Source organism: Streptomyces sp. NPDC020422 (genome assembly GCF_044386705.1).
In the GTDB taxonomy this organism is placed as follows: Bacteria; Actinomycetota; Actinomycetes; order Streptomycetales; family Streptomycetaceae; genus Streptomyces.
In genome coordinates this window covers 243,435-266,750 of the sequence record NZ_JBIRVJ010000007.1, presented here as the reverse complement: position 1 = coordinate 266,750, position 23,316 = coordinate 243,435, and the positions used below count along the sequence as shown (strand labels likewise).

Below are 23,316 nucleotides of genomic sequence, written 5' to 3'. Positions count from 1 at the left end.
CGCCCCTATGCTCCTGCGCCGGACCCGACTGTTACCGGCGGTAAAGGGGTGGGGCATGGAGCGTACGGGCACCTCACGGCGCGGATTCGTGGCGGGCGCGGCCGCCGTCACGGGAGCCGCGGTCACCGGGGCGGTCGCCGTCGACGCCCGGCCGGCGGCCGCGGCGGGGAGCGCGACACCGCTCCGGGTGGCCGTCCTGGGCGGCGGGGTCGCGGGGCTCACCGCGGCCCACGAGCTGGCCGAGCGCGGCCACCGCGTCACCGTCTACGAGCGCCGGGCGCTGGGCGGAAAGGCGCGCTCCATGGACGTGCCCGAGAGTGCCCGCGGCGGGCGCCGACCGCTCCCCGCCGAGCACGGCTTCCGGTTCATCCCCGGCATCTACCACAACCTCCCCGACACCCTGCGGCGCATCCCCTTCCCCGGCAACGCCGACGGCGTGTGGGGCAACCTCGCGGCCCCGGCCGAGATGTCCTTCGCCCGGACCGGACGCGAGGACCTGCGCATCCCGCTGCCCTGGCCGGGGCACCGCCCGGCCGAGCTCACCCTCGACGAGATCCGCCGCGCGCTCCTCGCGCTCCTGGACACCGCCCGCTCCATCCCGTTCGCCGAGGCCGCGTACTTCGTGGACCGCTTCCTCGTCTTCCTCACCAGCTGCGACGAGCGGCGGAACGACACCTGGGAGCGCACCCCCTGGTGGGAGTTCCTGCGCGCCGCGCGGATGAGCTACGACTACCAGCGCATCCTCGCCGTGGGCCTCACCCGGAACATCGTGGCCACCAAGGCCGAGGAGGCCAGCACGCGCACGGTCGCCACCCTGCTGGAGGCCTTCGCCTTCAACGCCCTGGGACGCGGCGCCGACGGGCCCCTGGACCGGATCCTCTCGCTGCCCACCAACGAGGCCTGGATCGACCCGTGGGTGACCCACCTGACCGGCCTCGGGGTGGAGTTCCGGGTCGGCTGGACCGTGCGGGAGCTGGACTACGACGCCGGGGCCGGGCGGATCGCCGGGGTGGTCACCGAGGACCCGCAGGGCGTCCGCCGGCGGGTGACCGCGGACCACTACGTCTCCGCGATGCCGGTCGAGCACGCCCGGCGGACCTGGGGTGCGGCGCTGCGGGCGGCCGACCCCCAGCTGGCCCGCTGCGACGCCCTGGAGACGGACTGGATGACCGGCATCCAGTTCTATCTGACCGAGAGCGCCCCGCTGCTCGCCGGTCACGCCAACTGCATCGACTCGCCCTGGTCGCTGACCGCCATCCAGCAGGCCCGGCACTGGCCGTCCCGGGACTTCGCCGCCGACTACGGCGACGGGACGGTCGTCGACTGCCTGTCCGTGGACGTCTCCGAGTGGGACCGGCCCGGCATCCTCTACGGGAAGACCGCCAAACAGTGCACCCGCGCGGAGGTCGCCCGGGAGGTGTGGGCCCAGCTGAAGGCGGCGTTCAACGACTCGGGCCGCACGGTGCTGAAGGACAGCGCGCTGCACTCCTGGTTCCTCGACCCCGGGGTGGACGGCCTCGGCACCCCGAACCCGACCAACGAGGACCAGCTCCTCGTCCACCCGGTCGGCACCTTCCACAACCGGCCCCAGGCGGCCACCCGGATCCCGAACCTCTATCTCGCCGGCGACTACGTGGCCGTCGACATCGACCTGGCGACCATGGAGGGCGCCAACGCCTCCGCCCGCCAGGCCGTGAACGCGCTGCTCGACCGCACGGGCTCGACCGCGCCCCGCTGCACGGTCCGGCCGCTCTTCCGTCCCCCGGAGCTGGAGGACCTCAAGCGCCACGACCGGCTGCGCTACCGCCTGGGCCTGCGCAACGCGCTCGACGTGGGCTGAGCCGCCGGCCGCTCTGCCGGGCGTCCGAGGAGTGGTCACGGAAACGGACAGGCGACCGGCAATCCGGCTGCCCCGACACGCGTCCGAGTAGCGTACGGCCATGAAACTGACGATTCTCGGAGGCGGCGGATTCCGGGTGCCGCTCGTGTACGGCGCCCTCCTCGGCGACCATGCCGAGGGCCGGGTCACCCATGTCACCCTGTACGACCTGGACGCCGGGCGTCTGTCGGCGATCGCGCGGGTCCTCGCCGAGCAGGGCGAGGGGGTGCCGGACGCGCCGGTGGTGAGCGCGACGACGGATCTCGACGAGGCGCTGCGCGGAGCGGACTTCGTCTTCTCGGCGATCCGCGTGGGCGGCCTCGCGGGGCGTGCCGCCGACGAGCGGATCGCGCTGGCCGAGGGCGTGCTCGGGCAGGAGACGGTGGGCGCCGGAGGCATCGCGTACGGCCTGCGGACCCTGCCGGTGGTGACGCACATCGCGCGCCGGGTCGCCGAACTCGCCCCGGACGCCTGGGTCATCAACTTCACCAACCCGGCGGGCATGGTCACCGAGGCGATGTCCCGGATCCTGGGTGACCGGGTGATCGGCATCTGCGACTCGCCGGTGGGCCTGGGCCGCCGGGTGGCACGGGTGCTCGGCGCGCAGCCGGGCGAGGCGTGGATCGACTACGTGGGCCTCAACCACCTGGGCTGGCTGCGGGGTCTGCGCGTCGGCGGGCAGGACCTGCTGCCCCGACTGTTCGAGGACGACCAGCTGCTCGGCTCGTTCGAGGAGGGCAAGCTCTTCGGCACGGAGTGGCTGCGCTCGCTCGGGGCGGTGCCCAACGAGTACCTGCACTACTACTACTTCAACCGGGAGGCGGTGCGGGCCTACCGGGAGGCCGAGCGGACCCGGGGCGCCTACCTCCTCGACCAGCAGGCCGGTTTCTACCGCGAGACGGACCGCCCGGACGCGTCCGCCCTGGCCGCCTGGCACCGCACGCTCGCGGAGCGCGAGGCGACCTACATGGCGCACAACCGGGAGGCGGCCGGGGTCGGCGAGCGCGACGAGGAGGACCTGGAGTCGGGCGGCTACGAGAAGGTGGCGCTGACGTTGATGCGGGCCATCGCCCGCAACGAGCGGGCCACCCTGATCCTCAACGTCCGCAACCGGCACACCCTGTCGGTGCTCGACGCGGACGCGGTCATCGAGGTGCCCTGCTTCGTCGACGCGGCCGGCGCCCACCCGGTGTCCGTGGACCCGCTGCCCTACCACGCGGTGGGCCTGGTGACGGCGGTGAAGGCGGTCGAGCGCGAGGTGCTCGCGGCGGCCGAGAGCGGTTCGCGGGCCACCGCGGTGAAGGCCTTCGCGCTGCACCCGCTGGTCGACTCGGTGACGGTCGCCCGCCGGCTCGTCGAGGGCTACACGGCCGAGCACGCCGGCCTTGCGTATCTGCGTCATTGAGTCGGACGGCCGGCGAACATCTTTACGCGGTCAGGGGCGCGGCCTAGGCTCGCGCCCCATGACTTCACAGCGACGCAGGGGTGTTCGACGAGGAGTGGCCCGGCTCGCCGCGGGCTGTCTGCTGGCCGCGGGGCTGGTGGGCACGGGCTCCGTGGCCGGCGGCGGCAGCCCGGCCGCCGCGGAGGCGGGCGAGGCGACGGTCGTACCCGTCCAGACGACCGGACCGGCCGGCAAGAGGTTCAACCTGGTGGTCATGGGAGACGGCTACACGGCCGCCGAACTGCCCAAGTTCCGGGCGGACGTGGAGCGGCACCTGAGCACGCTGTGGAGCATCGAGCCGTTCGCCTCGTACCGCTCGTACATCAACGTGTGGGCGGTGGAGGCACCGTCGAAGGACTCCGGCGTGGACTGCGACCCGGGGCTCGACGCGCCGGCCCGTGACACGGCGCTCGACATGGGCTTCTGGGGCGGCTGCAACCCCGGCAGCGTGCAGCGGCTGCTCACCGTCGACAGCGCGAAGGCGGCCGCCCTCGCCGATCTGGTCCCGGGGACGAGCCGTTCCAACCGGCAGATAGTGGCGCTCGCCAACAGCTCCACGTACGGCGGCGCGGGCGGGAGCTACGCCACCGCCTCCGGTGGCAACGCGCTGTCGGCGCTCATCACCCCGCACGAGATAGGCCACTCGCTGGGCGGGCTCCAGGACGAGTACGACTACTACGGGCGCGGGGTCCCGGGCGGGACCTACACGGACGCCGAGCCCTCCTCGGCGCACCACACGCTGCTGACGGAGCAGCAGATGCGGGACCAGCGGGCCAAGTGGTGGCGCTGGCTGGGCGAGGCGAGCGAGTCGGGCGGGGTCATCGGCCGGCACGAGGGCGGGCTCTACAGCACGAAGGGCGTGTGGCGGCCCAGCCGGCACTCGATCATGAAGACCCTCGGCTACTCCTTCGACCAGGTGGAGCGCGAGGTGATGGTGCGGGCGATCGCCGCGAAGGTGAACCTGGTCCAGGAGCACACCCCGAACGCCGCTCCGGTCGGTGCCGACCGCACGGTGTGGGTGGACACCCTCCACCCGCTGGGCGGGGAACTGGCCGTAGAGTGGCGCCTCGACGGGCGCCCGCTGCGGACCGGCGGCGCCAGGACCGTCGACCTGCGCGGTCTGGACCTCGCCCCGGGGAGTACGTACGCGCTGACGGCCACGGTCACGGATCCCACCCCGTTCGTCCGGGACCCCGCGGTGCGCGCTTCGGCCGCCCTGACCCGCACGGTCAGCTGGACGGTGGACCCGGCGCTGAGCACGCCGAGGGACGCCACCAGGCCGGCGTTCACCGGGCACACGGCGACGGACGCCCCGGTGGGCGCGCGTTCCGTCGTGTACGCGGACACCACCCACCCGGTCCGCCGGAACCCGGCCGTGCGCTGGACGCTCGACGGGCGGACGGTGCCGAACCCGGGCAACGACCGCGATCTGGACCTGGGCGCGCTGCGCCTCTCCCCCGGTACGCACACGGTGACGGCCGGCCTGCCGGGCACGGACGAGGAGCTGAGCTGGACGGTGGACGCGCTGCCCGCCTCCGTCGGGTACGAGCTGTCGCCGCCGCTGCGGACGGTGCACCGCCCCGGGCGGCCCGTCGAGTACGTCTACGACGCCGAGTTCACCATGCGGCTGAGCGCGCGGGACGACCGGGAGGGTGCGGTGGTGAGCCAGTTCCGGGTGGACGGCGACGGCTGGTACACGTACTACGGCTGGCCGACGGACGCCTCGGCGCCGTTCCGCTTCTCGCCCTCGGGCACGGTGATCGACGACCTCGTCTACGGCAAGCTGGGCCGCAGCCGGGCGGTGCCGTGGGACGACGCCACACCGGACTACGGCACGCACACGGTGGAGTACCGCACCGTCGACGCGGCCGGCAACGTCGGCCCGGCGCGGAGCTTCCTGGTGACGCTGGTGAAGCGCTAGGGGCGCGGAAGAGCGCGAGGCCCGCCGGTGGTCCGGCGGGCCTCGCGCGTGTCGTACGGAGTTCGTCGCGTGTCGTACGGAGGAACCCGTGGGGGATCCCCCGCCGGCCGGTCAGCGCTTGCGGCCGACCGCCGCCCAGCCCGGGATGGGGTCGTCGCCCTGGACCGGGACCGGCTCCCCGAGCTCGGGGTGCCACTCGGCGGTGAGCGAGACGCCCGGCTCGACCAGGTCGAGGCCGTCGAAGAAGGCGCCCAGCTCCTCGCGCGAGCGCGGCCGCAGGGTCAGTCCGCGCGCCTTGTACATGGCGGAGGCCTTCGCCGCGCCCTCGGGGTCGAAGTCCCCGGTGACGTGCGAGAGGACGAGGTAGCTCCCCGGGGCGAGCTTCTCGACCAGCTTGCCGACCAGTTCGTAGGCGCCGTCCTCGTCTCCGACGAAGTGCAGCAGGGCCAGCATCGACAGGGCGATGGGCTGGTCGAAATCAAGGACCTTTCCGGCCCTTTCGAGGATGGTCTCGGGGTCCCGGGCGTCCGCCTGGATGTACTCGGTGGCCCCCTGCGGGGTCGAGCGCAGCAGCGCGGCCGCGTGGGCGAGCACGATCGGGTCGTTGTCGCAGTAGACGATCCGGGACTCCGGAGCGGCCTCCTGCGCGATCTGGTGCAGGTTGGGCTCGGTCGGGATGCCCGTGCCGACGTCCAGGTACTGGCGTACGCCGTTCGCGCTGAGCCAGCGGATGGCGCGGTGCATGAAGGCGCGGTTGACGCGTGCCATGTCCCGGCCCCGGGCGTCGACGGTGAGGAGCTGGCGGGCCATCTCCTCGTCGACGGGGTAGTTGTCCTTGCCGCCCAGGAACCAGTCGTACATGCGCGCGGGGTGCGGCTTGCTGGTGTCGATGCGTACGCCGCCTTGGGGGGCTGCGGGGTCCTGGGTCATCGGCTCTCTCCTCGGCGGGGCGAACGGTGGTGCTTGCAGCAAGAGTTACGCGACGTGCGGGGTGGGGCGGAAGGGGTCAGGTGAGCAGAAAGTCAGCCTGACCGGATTTGGCCCCCTGGATGAAGGCGGCGATCTCCCCATGGGTGTAGATGAGCGCGGGTCCTTCAGGGTCTGCGGACTGTCGCACGGCGACTCTGCCGTCGGCCAGCTTCATGGCCTCGACGCAGTTGCCCCCGTTCCCGCCGCTCCACGGCTTGTGCCAGCCTTCGGCACCGAGCTCGGCGGCGGGCATGCCGTTGTATATGCGATCCATTCACAGCTCCTTGCGGAGGTTCCGCAGAACCTCCTTCGTGCGTTGTGCAGTCGCGGCCTGAGCCGCCATGCGGTCCATGACCTCGAGGTGGGAGGCCACCTCGGGGCGCGCGTCGAGGTAGACGGCGCCGGTCAGGTACTCGCTGTAGACCATGTCCGGGAGTTCGGGCATGGCGAAGCGGAAGAGGACGAACGGCCCATAGGTACCGGGGTGGTGGCCGGAGCCGAACTCCGCGATCTGCAGGGTGACGTTCGGCAGCTCGGACGCTTCGAGCAGCCGGTCGAGCTGGTCGCGCATCACTTCGGGCCCGTTGCCGACCGGTCGGCGGAAGACCGTCTCATCCATGATCACCCAGAACTTGGGCGCGTCCTCCCTGGTGAGCAGGGACTGGCGCTCCATGCGGAGGGCTACATGGCGGTCGATCTCCTCGGCGTCATTGCTGCCGCCGACCGCCCCGCTGCGCAGAATGGCACGGGCGTAGTCCTCGGTCTGCAGCAGACCGGGGACGAACTGGGGCTCGTAGGCCCGGATGAGGCTCGCGGCCCCCTCCAGGCTGACGTACATGGAGAACCAGCCGGGCAGCACGTCGTGGAACCGCTGCCACCAACCGGGGAGGTTGGCCTCCTCCGCGAGGGCGATGAAGCCCTCGGCCTCGGAGTCCGTGATGCCGTACGCCTTGAGCAGCAGCTGTACGTACGGAATCTTCAGCGCGACCTCGGCCGTCTCCATGCGCCGGATCGTGGCCGGAGCGACCCGGAGGATCTTGGCGGCCTCTTCCCGCTTGAGGCCGGCCCGCTCGCGCAGATCCTGCAGGCGCTTGCCGAGTACCACCTGTCCCACCGTCGGGGCGGACCGCGGCTCGCTCACTCTCAAGACCTCCCCGACGCGATGTTTCGATGAGTGTGCCACGAACACCGCCAGAGAGAACACAGCACTCTGCATTTTTCAGAGTGCCTCTTGCCAAGTGTCGGAGTCGGGAGCACAGTATTCCGGTGAACCAGTACGTACTGCCGCCGTGCGCCGCCACGCGGACGTGCGTACGGCATCCTGCCCACAGTTGTGAGGATCCGGTCGTGGCTTCTGGTAACGCGCACTCCTCAGGTCTCATGAGCCCCCGCGTCATGCCCCAGCTGCGCCCACGGCCCCACTCCGACGTCCGCCGGTTCGCCTTCGAGCTGCCCGCCCGCACCGAGTCCGTCGCCCGGGCCCGCCGCCTCTCCGAGGAGCGGCTCGTCCTGTGGGGCTGCGACCCCGAGGTCCGCGACACCGTCCTGCTGGTCGTCTCCGAACTCGTCACCAACGCCGTCGTCCACACCGCCAGCGCCCGCGTCGTCTGCGAACTGCGCGAGGGCGAGGAGCGCCTGCGGATAGCCGTGCGCGACGAGGGCGGGCCCGCCGGTCCCTGCATACGCGACTGCGGCGAGGACGAACGGGGCCGCGGCCTCATACTCGTCGACGCGCTGTGCGCGGCCTGGGGCGCCGACCGCACCGGCCACGGCACCGCGCAGATCGTCTGGGCCGAGCTCGCGCACGGCATGGCGGAGCCGTGCTGAGGTCCATGGCGACGCTGCTCGTCCCACGCGCCCGCAAGAGCCCGGAGAACGCCACCGTCCCCCGCTCCCTCGGCGACACGAGACTGTCCGTCCCGGTCGACCTCCCCGCCACCCTCGGCTGCGACGCGGTGGGCGTCCCCGCCCGCTACGGCTTCCGCATCCTGTCCCGGCTGCCCGCCAAGGGCTGTGTGTACGCGGACGGCGACTGGTGGTGGTGGCTGGTCCCGGCCGGCTCCGACCTCGACCTGACCTGGCCGCTGCCCGCCTGCTACGCCCCCGGCGCCCTGGTGCCCGACCGGGCCCCGCGGCTCATCCATCACCCGGACGGCGGCTCCCCTTACACTCCGCCCATCCCGCTCTACCTGCTGGTCTGCCAGCTGACCGGGACCGCTCCGGCATGGGGCGCCCCGCCGCAGGTGCGCAGCACCCTGTGATCGCCGGGCGGTAGCTCGTAGGGTCGGAGCATGTTCTCCCCCGAGGGACCGACCCTCCGCGAGCTGACGGTGCAGGCACTCTCGTCCGTCGAGCACGGCTACGACCTGCTCGCGGCCAAGTTCGACGCCACCCCCTTCCGCACCCCGGACAGCCTCCTCGGCGCGGTCGCGGACGCCCTGGAGCCGCTCGCCCCGTTCGACTCGGGTCTCGACGTCTGCTGCGGCACGGGCGCGGGCCTCTCGGTGCTGCGCTCGGTGTGCGCCGGGCGGATCGCGGGCGTCGACTTCAGCGCCGGAATGCTCGCCGGGGCCCGCGCGGGCCATCCCGACGCGACGCTCGTGCGGGCGGACGCGCTCGCCCTGCCCTTCGCGCCGGTCTTCGACCTCGCCGTCAGCTTCGGCGCCTTCGGCCATTTCCTCCCCGCCGAGCAGGACGTGCTGTTCCGCGGGATCCACGCCTCCCTGCGCCCCGGCGGCACCCTCGCCTTCCCGCTGCCGGCCCCGCCCCGCGTCGGGTCCGCCCCCTACTGGATGCTGTGGGGCTTCGACACGGCGATGCGGGTCCGCAACGCGCTGTGGCGCCCGCCGTTCGTCATGTACTACCGCACCTTCCGCCTGGCGGACGTCCGCCGCCGGCTGGAGGGGGCCGGGTTCGGCGTGGAGCTGCTCCCGATGCGCTCCCTGGGCGTACGGGAGGACGGCAGCCCCCGCTGCCGTCTGGTGGTGGCCCGGAAGGCCGGGGCGTAGCCGGAACGCGGAAGGACCCCAGCTTCCGCTGGGGTCCTTCCGTCTGGTGTCCGAGGGGGGACTTGAACCCCCACGCCCGATAAAGGGCACTAGCACCTCAAGCTAGCGCGTCTGCCATTCCGCCACCCGGACCGGGTGATGTGTCGCTCCGGGGTGTTCCCCGCGGCGACATGGATAACTCTACCAGGGGTTCGAGGTGCCTTTCACCAGCGTTTTCCGTGGTCAGTGGGGTGAACCCGCCTTATTGTCCTTGATCCAGTCCCGGTTGTCCTGCCACGCGTACAGGGTGTGCCCGTCCACGTACGCGTAGTAGAGCCCGCAGCGGACGGCGGCCTTGCCGGCGGCGTCCGCGGGGAACAGGTCGGTGCTCAGGGCCGGGGCGGGGCGGGAGGCGTCCGCGGCGAGGGGCGCACAGCCGGCGGGCGGGGCGGTGGACGGCAGGACGGCCTTCAGCGCGCGGTCGCCGCCTGTGGTCCTCATGGCGTACTCGACGGAGGCGGCGTCGTCCGGGAGCCAGCGCGGGACCGAGGCCCGGTCGGCCTTGGCGGCGGCACCGGTCGCGTACGAGTCGAACTCGTCGTGGCGGCCGTCCCACCAGTCGGAGACGGCGGGGGCGGCGACGGCGCCGGTGAAGGCGAGGGCGGCGAGGGCGCCGCCGGTGGCGAGGGCGAGGCGGGTGCGGTTCATGTCTCCATCGTCGAGGCGTCCCGGAGCCCCTCGCGTACGCCCGGAGGACCGTTTCGCGTACGACCCGGGGCGCACGGGGCGTCGCCGCTCCCTAGGGGATGAGTGCGCCTAGATTGCTCCGAATGAACCGCTTTTCTCCCACTGTCCCGTATCGCCGGCCCCGGATGCTCTCCCCCCTGCGCGAGCACCTGCGGGACACCTTCTGGTTCGCGCCGGTCGCGGCGATGGCCGGGGTGTTCCTGCTGTGGTGGCTGTGCTCCGAGCTCGACACTGCGCTCGTCGAGGCGCTGCAGGACGCCGGTGAGTACGAGACGGTCGCGGACCTCGTCGGGATCGCCGAGGACGCGAAGACGATCGTGACGACGATCAGTTCCGCGATGATGACCTTCATCGGTGTCGTCTTCTCGATCTCGCTGGTCGCGGTGCAGATGGCGAGCGGGCAGTTCAGCCCGCGGATCGTGCGGATCTTCATCAGGAGCCGCATCACCAAGGCGACCTTCTCCGTCTTCCTCGCCACCTTCCTGCTCTCGCTGCTCGTGCTGACCTCGTACGAGAGCGAGACGGATCCGAAGCTCGTGACGAGCGTGCCCCTGGTGCAGTCGGTCCTGACCCTGCTGATGGTGGGGCTCAGCCTGCTGCTCTTCGTGGCGTACGTGAACTCGACGCTGCGGCTGATGCGCGTCGGGCACGTGGTCGACCGGATCACCTGGGAGGCGTTCCGGGTCGTCGACCGGACGCCGTGGCACGCCGCCGCGGAGGGCGAGCCCGGCGAGCCGGACGCGCGGCTGCTGCACCGGGGGCGCGCGGGGGTGCTGCGGGACGTGAACGTGGCGCTGCTGGTCGCGGCCGCGCGGCGGCACGGGGTGGTGCTGCGGCTGCTTCCGCGGATCGGCGACTTCGTGGTGCCGGGCACGCCGATCCTGGCGGTGTACGGCGGGACGGTGCCGCAGCGGGTGGCCGCGGCGGTGTCGGTGGGGATCGAGCGGACCTTCCACCAGGACCTGGGCTTCGGGCTGCGGCAGCTCTCGGACATCGCGCTGCGGGCGCTCTCCCCCGCCGTCAACGACCCGACGACGGCCGTGCAGTGCCTGGACCGGATCGTGCAGTTCCTCGCGGCGCTCGCCGACCGGCCGCTGGGCGCGGTGGAGTACCGCGACGGGCGGGGTCGCGGGGCGGTGCGGCTGGTCCAGGACGGGCCGCGGTGGCCGGACCTGGTGGACCTCGGGTTCGCCGAGATCCGCGGCTGCGCGGCGGACAGCCCGCAGGTGTCCCGGCGGATGCTCGCGGGCCTCGACGACCTGCTGGCGCTGGTGCCCCCGGAGCGCCGGGAGCCGCTGCTGCGGCACCGCACGCTGCTGGTCCGGCTGGTGGAGCGTTCGGTACCGGAGTCGGCCGACCGGGCCTTCGCTCTGGAGGCGGACCGCCAGGGGATCGGCTAGCGGTTCTCGTCCGCGCGGTCCGGCGGTCGGGTGGGAGCGTCCGGCGGTCGCGTGGGCGCCGGCGGTCGCGTGGGAGCCCGACGCCCCCCGACGCCGGCTCCGTGGACAAAGACTGCCGACTCCCACCCGGTCCAGGTCCAGTCCATTGCGGTAGTCCGTCAGGTCGTCGTCAGGCCGGCCGCGCGCTGCGGACCTCGGTCAGCCGGGCCGAGACGACGACGTTGCCCGCGTATCCCCCCTCCGGTTCGTACGCCCCGCCGCAGGTGATCAGGCGCAGTTCCGGCAGCCCGGTGGAGGCGTAGACCCGCTCGGCGGGAAAGCCGTCCTTGGGGACGACCTCGATGCCGTACACGGTGAAGACGGCGGTACGGCCGTCCGCACGGGCGATCTCGACGAGCCGCCCCTTGGCCAGGGCACCGAGGTCGTAGAAGACCCCGCGGCCCTCCGGGGTGTCGACGTGCCCGACGACGACGGCCGTGCCGCGTTCCCCGGGCGTGACGGCGCGGGTGAACCAGCCGGCGAGCTCGCGCCGGTTCGGGGGCGGGGCCTCGATCCACCCCTCGGCGTCCAGTCCCACCTCGGCGAGCGGCGCGTCGATCCGGACCGACGGCACCCGGACCCGGACCGGCGGCGAGGCGGGCAGCGGGTCGGGAGCGGCCGAGGCGGCGGGCCCGACCGCGTCCGGGGCGGCGACGGCCGGTGGCTGCGGGGGTCCGTCGGCCCGCAGCTCGTCCGCACCGCCGCGCACGAGGTGCACGCCGACGAGGAGGACGACCGCGACCACGCCCCAGGCGCCGCGCCGCCCCGGCCCGTTCGTCCCCTGCACGTCCCGCCTCGCCCTCTCGATGCATGTGGCGCCCCTCCGTCCCGGACCTCGTCACACCGGGCCGGAGGGGCCGTTTCGGGTCGCCCTCGGGCTCGGCTCAGCTGCCGGAGGTGTCGCGGCGGCGCATCAGCACGACGGCGGCGCCGAGCGCGCCCACGATGAGCACCGCGCCGGTGGCCGCCTCGGTGACGCCGATGCCGTCGGAGCCGGACGCGGTGCCGAAGCCGGCCTTGACTCCCTTGTGGGCGCCGGTGTCGCCGCCGTTCTCGTGACCGCCGCCGCCGTGGACGGTGAGCGTGGTGGTGCCGCGTTCGCCCTTGCAGTCGAAGGTGACCTCGTACTGGGCGCCGACCTTGGCGTCGACGTCGACGGTCGCGGTGCCCTGGTGACCCTCGTTGAGGGTGACGGTGTCGAAGACCCCGGACTCGACGGTGACCGTCGGCACCTCGCAGCCGTCGGCCTTGAGGGTGACGGTGCCGCCGGGCGCGACGGTCCGGGGCGTGACGGAGAAGCCGAACGACGTGATGTCGTGCCCCGTGCCGTCCTTCGGAGCGCCGCCGTCCTCGGCCAGGGCCGCCGGCGCGGCGAGGGCGAGGGTCGCGGTGGCGAGCGGGGCGAGCAGGGCTGCGGAAGCGGCGCGTATCGCGCGCATGGCGATCCTCCAGATCACGCGAGGGCGGGGGCGGAGGGCTTCGTCGGGCGGGCCGGTGAAAGACCCTCGCCGCGATCGAAGCTAGGCGCGCCCCCTGGGGGCCGCCACCGGGCTCCGCCGAACGGGGTACGCGCCGCTCCGTGCGCCCGGCGCCCCCTGCCCCGCCCGCGTCACGGGAGGCGGACGACCATCCCCGCGTACGAGAGGTTGCCGCCGAAGCCGAAGAGCAGGACCGGCGCCCCGGAGGGCAGTTCGCCGCGCTCGACCAGCTTGGCGAGGGCGAGCGGTACGGAGGCGGCGGAGGTGTTGCCGGAGTCGACGACATCGCGGGCGACGACCGCGTTGACCGCGCCGATCTTCGCGGCGAGCGGCTCCACGATCCGCAGGTTGGCCTGGTGGAGGACGACGCCGGCCAGCTCCTCGGGGGTGACGCCGGAGCGCTCGCAGGCCTTGCGGGCGAGGGCGGGCAGCTGCTGGGTGGCCCAGCGGTAGACGGACTGGCCCTCCTGCGCGAAGCGCGGCGGGGTGCCCTCGATGCGGACGGCGTGGCCCATCTCGGGGACCGAGCCCCACAGGACGGGGCCGATGGCACCGGTGTCGGTCTCGGTGGCCTCGACGACCGCGGCACCGGCTCCGTCGCCGACCAGGACGCAGGTGGTGCGGTCGGTCCAGTCCGTCACGTCGGTCATCTTGTCGGCGCCGATCACCAGGGCGCGGCGGGCGGCGCCCGCCCGGACCGCGTGGTCGGCGGTGGCCAGCGCGTGGGTGAAGCCGGCGCAGACCACGTTGAGGTCCATGGTGGCGGGCGAGGCCATGCCGAGCCGGGCGGCCACGCGGGCCGCCGTGTTGGGCGAGCGGTCGATGGCGGTGGAGGTGGCGACCAGGACCAGGTCGATGTCGTCGGCGGCCAGTCCGGCGGCGGCGAGGGCCTTGCCGCCGGCGTGTGCGGCGAGTTCGTCGACCGGCTCCTCGGGGCCGGCGACGTGCCGGGTGCGGATGCCGACCCGGCTCGTGATCCACTCGTCGCTGGTGTCGACGAGGGCGGCCAGGTCGTGGTTGGTGAGCACCTTGGCGGGCTGGTAGTGCCCGAGCGCGGCGATTCGAGTGCCCGTCATGCCCGGGACCCCCTCGGTGGTTCGTTCGTCCGGCAGGAAGACCCAGTCTTGTGAGCGACTGATGGGTAACAGGTGACGTAAACCACCAAGATTCACCCGAAGTGCCTGTCCGACCGCGACAAGAGGAGAATGGGGCGGTCAGGCCCCACGGGGCTTACCGCAGGGACGGGATCGGGTGCAGCCAATGGGACGGGTCACCGAGCGACGGCGTGTCGTGCGCATCCGGGGCGGGGCGGTGAACGAGCGGCCGGACACCCTGGTGGCGGAGGAGCCGCTGGAGATCAGGCTGAACGGCCGGCCGATCGCCATCACCATGCGCACCCCCGGCGACGACTTCGCGCTCGCGGCCGGGTTCCTGGTCAGCGAGGGCGTCCTCGCCGCCGCGTCGGACGTGCGGAACATCGTGTACTGCGCCGGGGCGAAGGACGACGGCACCAACACGTACAACGTGGTCGACGTGCAGCTGGCGCCGGGCGTGCCGGTCCCCGACATCACGCTGGAGCGGAACGTCTACACCACCTCGTCCTGCGGCCTGTGCGGCAAGGCCAGCCTGGACGCGGTGCGCACCACGGCCCGCTTCCCGATAGCCGACACTCCCCCGCTGCGGCTCGCCCCGGCGCTCCTCGCCGCCCTCCCCGACCGGCTGCGGGCGGCCCAGCGCGTCTTCGACCGCACCGGGGGTCTGCACGCGGCCGCGCTGTTCTCGGAGGACGGCGAGCTGCTCGACGTACGGGAGGACGTGGGCCGCCACAACGCCGTGGACAAGCTGGTGGGCCGCGCCCTGCGCGAGGGCCTGCTGCCGCTGCAGCGGGCGGTCCTGCTGGTCTCCGGCCGGGCCTCCTTCGAGCTGGCCCAGAAGGCGGTGATGGCGGGCGTGCCGGTGCTCGCGGCGGTGTCGGCGCCGTCCTCGCTCGCGGTGGACCTGGCGGCGGAGACGGGGCTGACGCTGGTCGGGTTCCTGCGCGGGCAGGACATGAACGTGTACGCGGGCGAGCAGCGGATCGCACTGGAGCGGGTGCCGTAGGGCTGGGCCTCGGCCCGGGGGCGGCGCGTCCCGGGCCTCCCGCTCCGGAACACCGCCGCTTCTTCTAGTTCTTCGGCGGGTCGATCATCTGGAGTTCGAGGGCGGCCGGGGGCGGGACGATGCCCGGGCCGCCGGCGGCCGTCCAGGCGAGGACCTCGTCGAGGCAGTCCTCGTCGGCGCTCCAGCCGATCCACGCGGCGCGGCCGCCGCGGCGGCGGCCCTCGGTGGAGGGCTGGACGACGAGCACGTTGGCCTGGGCGCAGGGGCCGAGGCAGTCGCTGGTACGGACGAGCAGGCGGCCGCCGGAGGCCGCGGCGGCCTCGCGGAGGCGGGCCAGCTGGCCTTCGTGGTCCATCCCGGGGTTCTTGCGGGCGTCGCCGCAGCAGCAGCCGCGGCAGACGACGAGGGAGCAGGGCCGGGCCCCGTAACGTATCGGCACCCGGTTCACTCGGGACCGTCCAGGCTGATGGCGTCGACGGGGGCGACGGTGCCGAGGCGCGGGAAGTCGAGCCGGACGGAGGCCTGGTGCTCGTCGGCGGTGAGCGCGGTCATGGCGTCCTCGGCGAAGACGAGTTCGTAGCCGAGGTCGGCGGCGGCGCGGGCGGTGGACTCCACACCGAGGTTGGTGGCGATGCCGCCGAACACGAGGGTGTCCACGTCCCGTTCGGCGAGCAGCTCGTGCAGGCCGGTGCCCTGGAAGCCGCCGATGGTGCGCTTGACGACGACGGGGTCGCCGTCGTGGACGAGCGCGGCCACCAGCTCGCTGCCGGGCGGCTGGACGTCGACGCCCGGCCGTTCGACCCGGATGTGGACGACGGGCGCGCCGGCGGCCCGGAAGGCGTGGGCGAGCCGGTCGGCGGCGGCGAGGACGTCGGTGCCGGAGTGGGGGGCGAGGGGCAGCGCGACGATGCGTTCCATCAGGTCGACGAGGACGAGCGCGCTGTGGCCGGGATCGAGTGCGGGCATGGGAGCACCGTAGCGGCCCGGATGATCATCGCGGGACGGTCGGCGATGTGATCCCGCCAACGGGGCCGCCGTTACGGCGCCTCAGGCGTCCGCGCCTCGGCCTTCGCCGTCCCGGCCTTCGGCGTCCCGCTGTTCGGCTTCCCGCTCGGCCTGGGCCTCGGAGGGGTCGAAGGCGATACGGCGGAGCATGCCGAGGAACCGCGCCCGTTCGCCGGCCGGGAGCGGGGCCAGGAGCTCTTCGTTGGCGCGGTCGGCGAGGACCTGGCAGCGCGCGAGGAGGCGGCTGCCCTCGGGGGTGACGGTGATGGCGTTCTTGCGCCGGTCGGACGGGTCCGGGGCGCGGGTGACGTGCCCGTCGGCCTGGAGGTCGTTGAGGATCCCGACCATGTCCTTGGGGTCGATGGCCAGGCTGCGGCCGAGCTCGGCCTGGGCGACGGGGCCGCGCTCGGCGACGGCGGCCAGCACGGCGTGGTGCCACATGCGCATGCCCTCGTCGGCGAGTGCTGCGGCGACGAGTCCGCGGCCGCGGGCGGCGGCGCGGCCGAGCAGCCAGCTCGGAAGGGCGGCGATGGCGCGGGGGGCGGGCGGGGTGCGGGCGGCCATGACCGGAAGTCTACGTCCCCGCAGAGGAAACCATTGGACTTCCCAACGATCAGCTGACTACCGTTGGGGCTCCCAACGAATCCACTCCCTGGAGGTGTGCCCGTGCGACGCGTGCGCCATGAGGTCAACGGCGGTCCCGAGGTCCTCTTCGTCGAGGACGCCCCCGTCCCCGTGCCCGGCCCCGGGGAGCTCCTCGTACGGGTCGAGGCGATCGGGGTGACCCTGCCCGGGGTCCGCCGGGTCCGCGGCGGCAGCGGGCCGCAGCCGCTGGGCGGCGAGCTGGCCGGCACCGTCGAGGCCCTGGGCCCCGGAGCGGCCGGCTTCGCCGTGGGCGACCGGGTCACCGGGATCTGCTTCGGCCACGGCTACGCCGAACACGCCCTGCTGCACACCTCGATGGCCTCCGCCGTGCCCGCCGGAGCCGGCGCCGAGGACGCCGTCGCCCTGGTCCGCAGCGGTCTGGTGGCCCGCGGCGCCCTGGACGCTGCGCGGCTGCGCGCCGGCGAGTCCGTGCTGGTCACGGCGGCGGCGAGCGGCGTGGGCCAGCTCGCCGTGCCGCTGGCGAGGCTGCTCGGCGCGGGCCGCGTGGTCGCCGCGACGAGCACACGGGAGAAGGCCGCGTTCCTGTCCTCGCTGGGCGCCGACGAGGTCGTCGTCTACGACGAGGAGGGGTGGGGCGAACCGGTGGACGTCGTCCTGGACGCCGTCGGCGGCGAGCTCCTCTCCCCTGCCGTCGCCGCGCTCGCGCCGGGCGGCCGGCTCGTCGCGTTCAGCTCGGGCGGCGGCACCGTCCCGGCGCATGAGCTGATCGCCGGAGCCAAGTCGGTCGTCGGCTTCCAGATGGCCCACCTCGTACGGACCCGACCGGACGTCTACGCCGCCTGGCGCGAGGAGCTGTGGGCGCTGCACGCCTCGGGGCGGCTGCGGCCCGCGATCCACGCGCGGGTCCCGCTGGCCGAGGCGGGCCGGGCGCACGCGATCATCGAGCGGCGGGAGAACCTGGGGAAGGTCGTTCTGATTCCGTGACGCTTGTGGCGGCCGGGGCGGCCGTGACGCCCGTGGCGGCCTTGGCGCCCGGGGCGACGGGGGGCGCGAGGGGATCGGATCCAGGATCCAAGGTCCGGTCCGCGACCGGATCCTGGGCCCCCTCCGCGACCGGATCCTGGAGCCGACCCGGCACCTCCTCCGGGTCCCTCGACCGGCGCTTCGCGATCACCGCGCAGACCATGAGCTGCATCTGGTGGAAGAGCATCAGCGGCAGCACCGCGAGCGAGGCCTGGGCGCCGAAGAGGACGCTCGCCATCGGAAGCCCGGCCGCCAGGCTCTTCTTGGAACCCGCGAACTGGATCGCGATCCGGTCCTCCCGCCCGAAGCCGAGCCGCTTCGCGCCGAACCAGGTCAGCGAGAGCATCACGGCGAGCAGCACCGCCTCCACCGCCACCAGGAGGGCGAGCCGGCCGGGGGTGACCCGGTGCCAGACTCCCTCGGTCATGCCCGCGCTGAAGGCCGTGTAGACGACGAGCAGTATCGAGCCCCGGTCGACGTAACCCAGGACCTTCTTGTGCCGGACGAGGAAGCCGCCCACCCAGCGGCGCAGCAGCTGTCCCGCCACGAAGGGCACGAGGAGCTGGAGCACGATCTTCACCAGCGAGTCCGCGGAGAAGCCGCCCGCGCCGTTGCCGAGCAGGGCCGCGGCGAGGAGCGGGGTGAGGACGATGCCGGCGAGCGAGGAGAACGAGCCCGCGCAGATCGCGGCGGGCACGTTGCCGCGGGCGATCGAGGTGAAGGCGATCGAGGACTGGATGGTGGAGGGCACCAGGCACAGGAAGAGCAGCCCGCCGTAGAGCGAAGGGGTGAGCACCGTGGGAACCAGCCCGCGCGCGGCGAGACCGAGCAGCGGGAAGGCGAGGAAGGTGCAGGCGAGGACGGTGACGTGGAGCCGCCAGTGCTTCAGTCCGTCGAGCGCCTCGCGGGTGGAGAGCCGCGCCCCGTAGAGGAAGAACAGCAGCGCGATCGCCGCCTTCGAGGTCCCGTCCACCACCGTCGCGGCCGTCCCGGAGGCGGGCAGCAGCGCGGCCAGGCCGACCGTGGCGAGCAGCGCCAGGACATAGGGGTCGACCGGCAGCCAGGACGGCAGGAGGGGACCCCGGGAGGTACGGGGCGCGGCGGAACTCATGTCTCCATCCTGGTCGACCGCCCGCCGATCGGGAATCCCGCACAGCACACTGACTGTCATCACGAAACGTGATGACCGGTCCCGCGCGCGGTACGGTCGGCGGGTGAGCGTGACCGTGTACGAGCCGACGCAGCTGCGCACCTTCCTCGCGGTCGCGCAGACCCTGAGCTTCACCCAGGCCGCCCGGCGGCTCGGCCTGCGCCAGTCGACCGTGAGCCAGCACGTGCGCCGGCTGGAGGAGGCCACCGGCCGTCCCCTCTTCGTACGGGACACGCACGGCGTCGAGCTGACCGAGGACGGCGAGGCGATGCTCGGCTTCGCCCGCACCATCCTGGAGGCGCACGAGCGCGCGGCATCCTTCTTCACCGGGACCCGGCTGCGCGGGCGGCTGCGCTTCGGGGCCTCCGAGGACTTCGTCACGACCCGGCTGCCCGAGATCCTGGAGGCGTTCCGCCGCGAGCACCCGGAGGTCGACCTGGAGCTCACCGTGGAGCTGTCCGGCACCCTTCAGGCCCGCCTGGAGGCGGGGCGGCTCGATCTGATCCTGGCCAAGCGGCGGGGCGACGACAGCGGCGGGGAGCTGGTCTGGCAGGACGTGCTCGTGTGGATCGGCTCGCCGAGGCTGCGGCTGGATCCGGAGCGCCCGGTGCCGCTGATCGTCTTCCCGCCACCGGGGATCACCCGTGCCCGCGCCCTGGAGGCCCTCCGGGAGCAGGGACGCCCATGGCGGATCGCCTGCACCAGTACGAGCCTGAGCGCGAACGTGGCCGCGGCCCGGGCGGGGCTGGGCGTGATGGCGCACACCCGGGGCCTGGTCCCGCCGGGCCTGGTCGAGGTCCCGGCCCGGGCCGGACTGCCGGAGCTCGGCGCGGTCGACTTCGTGCTGCGCAAGGGGCGGCGGGGCGGGACGACCCAGGACGCGGCGGACGCCCTGGCCACCGCGATCCTGGCCGGCGGCGACCGTCTGCACCGGCCCCGCTGACCACCCGCCCCCACCGAGCACTGCCCCACGGAGCACTGCACGACCGGGCACTGCACGGACCGAGCTCCGGATGCCGCCGCCGCGGGAGCGAGAGCGAGTGCCGTCGAAAACGGCCGACGCCCCTCTTGCGCCCCCGCGGCCCCTCCGTAACGGGTGCCCCGGTGAGCACCCCGTACAGATTCCGTGGAGATTCGGGCCCCGGTTGCCTACCCGCGGGTCGGCAACGGGCCCCGCGCCCGCTCCACTTGCCCGCTTTCCCGTTCCTGACCTGTGGATTCGGCCAATGTCGCGGCTTGGTGAAGGTCCTCCCGCCCGTAAGCCACGTGGGGTACCGTCACCGGCGCCGTACGGATCGCGACATAGAGCGGGCGAGGAGCAGGTCAGTGCGCGAGTTCACCGTGCCGCCCGTCGAGGCGGCGCCTCAGGTCGGCGGTCTGGCGGACGCCGTGTTCGATCATGCCGAGCGGGATCCGGAGCGGATCGCGCTGGGCCGCAAGGACGCCCACGGGCTGTGGCACGACGTCACCGCGGCCGGGTTCCGCGACGAGGTCCTGGCCCTGGCCAAGGGTCTCATCGCGCACGGCGTACGGTTCGGCGACCGGGTCGCCATCATGTCGCGGACCCGCTACGAGTGGACGCTCTTCGACTTCGCGCTGTGGACGCTGGGCGCGCAGCCCGTCCCGGTCTACCCGACCTCCTCCGCCGAGCAGGTCTTCTGGATGCTCCACGACGCCGAGGTCACGGCCTGTGTGGTGGAGCACGAGGACCACGCGATGACGATCGGTTCGGTGATCGACCGGCTGCCCCGGCTGCAGCGCCTGTGGCAGCTCGACGCGGGCCGCGGCGCGGTCGCCGAGCTGGTCGAGGCGGGCGTCGAGATCGACGAGGACGTGGTGCACCGGCACCGCAGGGCGGTGACCCCCGACTCGGTGGCGACGGTCATCTACACCTCGGGGACGACGGGCCGCCCCAAGGGCTGCGTGATCACCCACGCCAACTTCATGTTCGAGACGGACATGCTGATCGGCCGCTGGGAGCCCGTCTTCCACTCCCGCCCGGGCGACTGTGCCTCCACGCTGCTCTTCCTGCCGCTCGCGCACGTCTTCGGGCGCATGGTGGAGGTCGCGGCGATCCGCGGCGCGGTGAAGCTCGGCCACCAGCCCGTGATGGCCGCCGCCGAGCTGCTGCCCGACCTGGCGGCGTTCCGCCCGAGCTTCGTGCTGGCCGTGCCGTACATCTTCGAGAAGGTCTTCAACGCCGCCCGGCGCCGGGCCGAGGCGGAGGGGCGGCGGGGCCCGTTCGACAAGGCCGTGGAGGTGGCGGTCCGCTACGCGGAGGCGCTGGAGCACAAGGCCTTCGGGATCGGCCCCGGCCCCTCGGCGGCGATGCGGATGCAGCACCAGTTCTTCGAGAAGACGGTGTACGGGAGGGTCCGCGAGGCCCTCGGCGGCCGGGTGCGGCACGCGATGTCGGGCGGCTCGGGGATGGACCGGCGCCTCGGCCTCTTCTTCGAGGGTGCGGGGATCACCGTCTTCGAGGGGTACGGACTGACCGAGTCGTCCGCGGCGGCGACGGCCAACCCGCCGGAGCGCACCAAGTACGGGACGGTGGGGCAGCCGGTCCCGGGCACGACCGTGCACATCGCGGAGGACGGCGAGGTGTGGCTGCACGGCGGGCACGTCTTCTCCGGTTACCTCAACAATCCCCAGGCGACGGCCGCCGTCCTGAACGACGGCTGGCTGGCCACCGGCGACCTGGGGGTGCTCGACGAGGACGGCTATCTGACGATCACCGGTCGGAAGAAGGAGATCCTGGTGACCTCGGGCGGCAAGAGCGTCGCCCCGGCCGGCCTGGAGGAGCGGGTGCGGAACCATCCGCTGGTGGCGCAGTGCATCGTCGTCGGCAACGACCGCCCGTACGTGGCGGCGCTGGTGACGCTGGACCAGGAGGCCGTCGACCACTGGCTCTCGATGCAGAACCGGCCGCCCATGCCGGCCGCCGAGCTGGTGCGGGACGCGGCGCTGGAGACGGAGATCCGCCGGGCGGTGGTGACGGCGAACACCGCGGTCTCGCAGGCGGAGTCGATCCGCACCTTCCGCATCCTGGCCCACCCGTTCAGCGAGGAGCACGGGCTGCTCACTCCGTCCCTGAAGCTGAAGCGGAAGGCGATCGAGAAGGCGTACGCGGCGGAGGTCGACGCCCTGTACGGCTGACGGGAGGGGCAGAGAGGCGGTCGGCAAGCAGCCAGAACCCCTACCTGACGCATCGTCAATTGATGGTGCATCAGTTATTGACGGTTCATCAGCCCGCTCACAGAATGCGGTCACCCGACGGAGGGATGACCGACCGTGTCACGAACGATCCGCACCCTCGCCACCGCGACGGCGGCCCTGCTCCTCGCCACCGCCTGCAACTCCGCCTCCACCGGCGGCGCTCCGGCCAGGCCGGGCGACGCCAGGGGAACGGTACGCGGAGTGACCGCCGACTCCATCAAGGTCGGCGGCATCGTCTCCATGACCAGCGCCAGCGGCTACTCCAAGAAGGACACCGACCTCGGCGCCCGGGCCCGCTACGCCCGGGCCAATGCCGAGGGCGGCGTCAACGGCCGCCGCATCGAGTACCTGGGCGCCGAGGACGACGGCCAGGACCCCGGCCGCAACCTCGCCGCCGCCCGCAAGCTGGTCCAGCAGGAACAGGTCTTCGCGGTCGCGCCGATGAGCTCCGTGACCTTCGCCGGAGCCGACTTCCTCGACACCCAGGCCGTCCCCACCGTCGGCTGGGGCACCCTCCCGTCCTTCTGCGGCCCCCGGCACATCTACGGCTTCAACGGCTGTCTCGTCCCCACCCCCGGCGGCACCCTCAACCAGACCTGGCCCGAGGGCCTCGCCGACATCCTCGGCGGCGCCCGGGGCCGCTCGGTCGCGCTGATCGCGGGCGACAGCGACGCGGGCCGCTTCGGCATCCGCACCTTCACCCAGGGCTTCAAGGCCGCCGGATTCGGGCTCGCCTACGCCAAGGCCTCGGTGCCCGCCACCTCGCTGCCGAGCGACTGGTCCGCGTACACCAAGGAGATCCTGCGCTCCGGGCCCGGCGGGCGGGCCCCCGACGTCGTGGTGTCGGTGATGCAGACCCCCTACAACATCGGCCTGTTCACCGCGCTCAAGCGGGCCGGGTACCGGGGCGTGCTCACCGATCCGACCGACTACGACCCCGGCCTGCTCGCCAAGGACGCCACCCGGCAGGCGCTCGACGGGGTGGTCGTGCTGCTGCAGTTCCAGCCCTTCGAGGCGGACAGCCCGGCGATGCGCCGGTTCAAGGCGGACGTCAGGAGCGCGGCGGGCGGCAAGGACGTGCCCCTCAGCATGCACACGATGACCGGCTACATGAGCGCCGACCTCTTCCTCTCCATCGCAGCCAAGGCCGGCAAGGAGCTCAGCGTCGAGTCCTTCCAGAAGGCGGCGGCCGGCTTCTCCGACACCGGCACGCTCGTCGGCGACCGGGCCGAGCCCAAGGGGCAGAAGGAGAGCTTCGGCTGCGGCGCGCTGGTCCGGCTGAGGAACGGACGGTACGAGGTGGCCGTGCCGTTCCGCTGCTACCCGCCGATCCCCTTCGGGTAGGGGCGCGG

General features: G+C 73.2%; 22 protein-coding genes, 1 tRNA gene and 1 pseudogene. 12 read left to right on the top strand and 12 right to left on the bottom strand.

All coding sequences use genetic code 11. The features are described from left to right. The first annotated feature begins 55 nt into the window (after window positions 1-55). The 3 genes from ACH414_RS20800 (at window position 56) to ACH414_RS20790 (ending at window position 5,244) form a co-directional block, all read left to right on the top strand. The gene (locus ACH414_RS20800; RefSeq protein WP_382536785.1) at window positions 56-1,840 is read left to right on the top strand and encodes an FAD-dependent oxidoreductase; all 1,785 of its coding nucleotides are present in this window, start codon (window positions 56-58) and stop codon (window positions 1,838-1,840) included. Between the two features lie 100 nt (window positions 1,841-1,940). Continuing rightward, window positions 1,941-3,284 carry a 6-phospho-beta-glucosidase gene (locus ACH414_RS20795; RefSeq protein ID WP_398942825.1) on the top strand — a complete coding sequence of 448 codons (1,344 nt, stop codon included), beginning with the start codon at window positions 1,941-1,943 and terminating at the stop codon, window positions 3,282-3,284. A gap of 58 nt (window positions 3,285-3,342) precedes the next feature. Next, entirely contained in the window at window positions 3,343-5,244 is a 1,902-nt protein-coding gene (locus ACH414_RS20790; protein ID WP_398942823.1) for a M64 family metallopeptidase, read from the top strand. Window positions 5,245-5,355: 111 nt separating this feature from the next. Here ACH414_RS20790 and ACH414_RS20785 read toward each other — a convergent pair whose 3' ends face one another. From ACH414_RS20785 to ACH414_RS20775, 3 genes are all read right to left on the bottom strand, one after another. Continuing rightward, entirely contained in the window at window positions 5,356-6,174 is an 819-nt protein-coding gene (locus ACH414_RS20785; RefSeq protein ID WP_382536793.1) for an SAM-dependent methyltransferase, read from the bottom strand. A gap of 76 nt (window positions 6,175-6,250) precedes the next feature. Next, window positions 6,251-6,487, bottom strand: coding sequence for a DUF397 domain-containing protein (locus ACH414_RS20780; RefSeq protein WP_015037566.1), 237 nt, complete (start codon window positions 6,485-6,487; stop codon window positions 6,251-6,253). Then, window positions 6,488-7,354, bottom strand: coding sequence for a helix-turn-helix domain-containing protein (locus tag ACH414_RS20775; protein ID WP_382536796.1), 867 nt, complete (start codon window positions 7,352-7,354; stop codon window positions 6,488-6,490). 239 nt (window positions 7,355-7,593) lie between these two features. Between ACH414_RS20775 and ACH414_RS20770 the strand changes: the two genes are divergently transcribed. From ACH414_RS20770 to ACH414_RS20760, 3 genes are read left to right on the top strand one after another with little or no spacing between them, the layout of a single operon-like run. Next, window positions 7,594-8,040: an ATP-binding protein gene (locus ACH414_RS20770; RefSeq protein ID WP_382537380.1), complete on the top strand. Its 447-nt coding sequence runs from the start codon at window positions 7,594-7,596 to the stop codon at window positions 8,038-8,040. A gap of 5 nt (window positions 8,041-8,045) precedes the next feature. Beyond that, a complete protein-coding gene (locus ACH414_RS20765; RefSeq protein WP_382536797.1) occupies window positions 8,046-8,474 on the top strand; it encodes a hypothetical protein in 429 nt (142 codons plus the stop codon). Between the two features lie 30 nt (window positions 8,475-8,504). Continuing rightward, window positions 8,505-9,221, top strand: a complete 717-nt coding sequence (locus tag ACH414_RS20760) for a class I SAM-dependent DNA methyltransferase (protein WP_398942820.1) — start codon at window positions 8,505-8,507, stop codon at window positions 9,219-9,221. Between the two features lie 44 nt (window positions 9,222-9,265). On the opposite strand, the gene ACH414_RS20755 is transcribed toward ACH414_RS20760, so the two are convergent. Next, window positions 9,266-9,353 (bottom strand) — tRNA-Leu (locus ACH414_RS20755). A gap of 90 nt (window positions 9,354-9,443) precedes the next feature. Next, entirely contained in the window at window positions 9,444-9,908 is a 465-nt protein-coding gene (locus ACH414_RS20750; protein WP_398942817.1) for a hypothetical protein, read from the bottom strand. Between the two features lie 164 nt (window positions 9,909-10,072). On the opposite strand from ACH414_RS20750, the gene ACH414_RS20745 reads away from it, so the two are divergent. Then, entirely contained in the window at window positions 10,073-11,347 is a 1,275-nt protein-coding gene (locus tag ACH414_RS20745; protein ID WP_386567561.1) for a DUF2254 domain-containing protein, read from the top strand. Between the two features lie 169 nt (window positions 11,348-11,516). On the opposite strand, the gene ACH414_RS20740 is transcribed toward ACH414_RS20745, so the two are convergent. From ACH414_RS20740 to ACH414_RS20730, 3 genes are all read right to left on the bottom strand, one after another. Further along, on the bottom strand, window positions 11,517-12,173 hold the full coding sequence (locus ACH414_RS20740) for a class F sortase (RefSeq protein WP_398942815.1): 657 nt from the start codon (window positions 12,171-12,173) through the stop codon (window positions 11,517-11,519). 97 nt (window positions 12,174-12,270) lie between these two features. Beyond that, window positions 12,271-12,825 (bottom strand): hypothetical protein, encoded by a 555-nt coding sequence (locus tag ACH414_RS20735; RefSeq protein WP_398942813.1) that lies wholly within the window; start codon window positions 12,823-12,825, stop codon window positions 12,271-12,273. Between the two features lie 170 nt (window positions 12,826-12,995). Continuing rightward, window positions 12,996-13,940, bottom strand: a complete 945-nt coding sequence (locus ACH414_RS20730) for a beta-ketoacyl-ACP synthase III (protein ID WP_382536814.1) — start codon at window positions 13,938-13,940, stop codon at window positions 12,996-12,998. A gap of 184 nt (window positions 13,941-14,124) precedes the next feature. On the opposite strand from ACH414_RS20730, the gene fdhD reads away from it, so the two are divergent. Continuing rightward, window positions 14,125-14,964 carry a formate dehydrogenase accessory sulfurtransferase FdhD gene (fdhD, locus tag ACH414_RS20725; RefSeq protein ID WP_382536817.1) on the top strand — a complete coding sequence of 280 codons (840 nt, stop codon included), beginning with the start codon at window positions 14,125-14,127 and terminating at the stop codon, window positions 14,962-14,964. 64 nt (window positions 14,965-15,028) lie between these two features. Here fdhD and ACH414_RS20720 read toward each other — a convergent pair whose 3' ends face one another. From ACH414_RS20720 to ACH414_RS20710, 3 genes and pseudogenes are all read right to left on the bottom strand, one after another. Beyond that, complete coding sequence (locus ACH414_RS20720) at window positions 15,029-15,412, bottom strand: (2Fe-2S) ferredoxin domain-containing protein (protein ID WP_382536819.1); 384 nt, start codon at window positions 15,410-15,412, stop codon at window positions 15,029-15,031. Continuing rightward, complete coding sequence (locus ACH414_RS20715) at window positions 15,409-15,930, bottom strand: isochorismatase family protein (protein ID WP_398942810.1); 522 nt, start codon at window positions 15,928-15,930, stop codon at window positions 15,409-15,411. The genes ACH414_RS20720 and ACH414_RS20715 overlap by 4 nt, the downstream gene beginning before the upstream one ends. Before the next feature lie 171 nt (window positions 15,931-16,101). Continuing rightward, window positions 16,102-16,533, bottom strand: a pseudogene (locus ACH414_RS20710) (MarR family winged helix-turn-helix transcriptional regulator); the annotation flags it as partial. 102 nt (window positions 16,534-16,635) lie between these two features. Between ACH414_RS20710 and ACH414_RS20705 the strand changes: the two are divergent. After that, window positions 16,636-17,559 carry a zinc-binding alcohol dehydrogenase family protein gene (locus ACH414_RS20705; RefSeq protein ID WP_382536824.1) on the top strand — a complete coding sequence of 308 codons (924 nt, stop codon included), beginning with the start codon at window positions 16,636-16,638 and terminating at the stop codon, window positions 17,557-17,559. Here the strand turns inward: ACH414_RS20705 and ACH414_RS20700 are convergent. Further along, a complete protein-coding gene (locus ACH414_RS20700; RefSeq protein WP_386567573.1) occupies window positions 17,513-18,709 on the bottom strand; it encodes a bile acid:sodium symporter family protein in 1,197 nt (398 codons plus the stop codon). The genes ACH414_RS20705 and ACH414_RS20700 overlap by 47 nt on opposite strands. A gap of 115 nt (window positions 18,710-18,824) precedes the next feature. Between ACH414_RS20700 and ACH414_RS20695 the strand changes: the two genes are divergently transcribed. From ACH414_RS20695 to ACH414_RS20685, 3 genes are all read left to right on the top strand, one after another. After that, window positions 18,825-19,691 carry a LysR substrate-binding domain-containing protein gene (locus ACH414_RS20695; protein WP_386567742.1) on the top strand — a complete coding sequence of 289 codons (867 nt, stop codon included), beginning with the start codon at window positions 18,825-18,827 and terminating at the stop codon, window positions 19,689-19,691. Window positions 19,692-20,074: 383 nt separating this feature from the next. Next, window positions 20,075-21,904: an AMP-dependent synthetase/ligase gene (locus ACH414_RS20690; RefSeq protein ID WP_398942808.1), complete on the top strand. Its 1,830-nt coding sequence runs from the start codon at window positions 20,075-20,077 to the stop codon at window positions 21,902-21,904. Window positions 21,905-22,039: 135 nt separating this feature from the next. Next, window positions 22,040-23,308, top strand: coding sequence for an ABC transporter substrate-binding protein (locus ACH414_RS20685; protein WP_398942806.1), 1,269 nt, complete (start codon window positions 22,040-22,042; stop codon window positions 23,306-23,308). Window positions 23,309-23,316 lie beyond the last annotated feature (8 nt).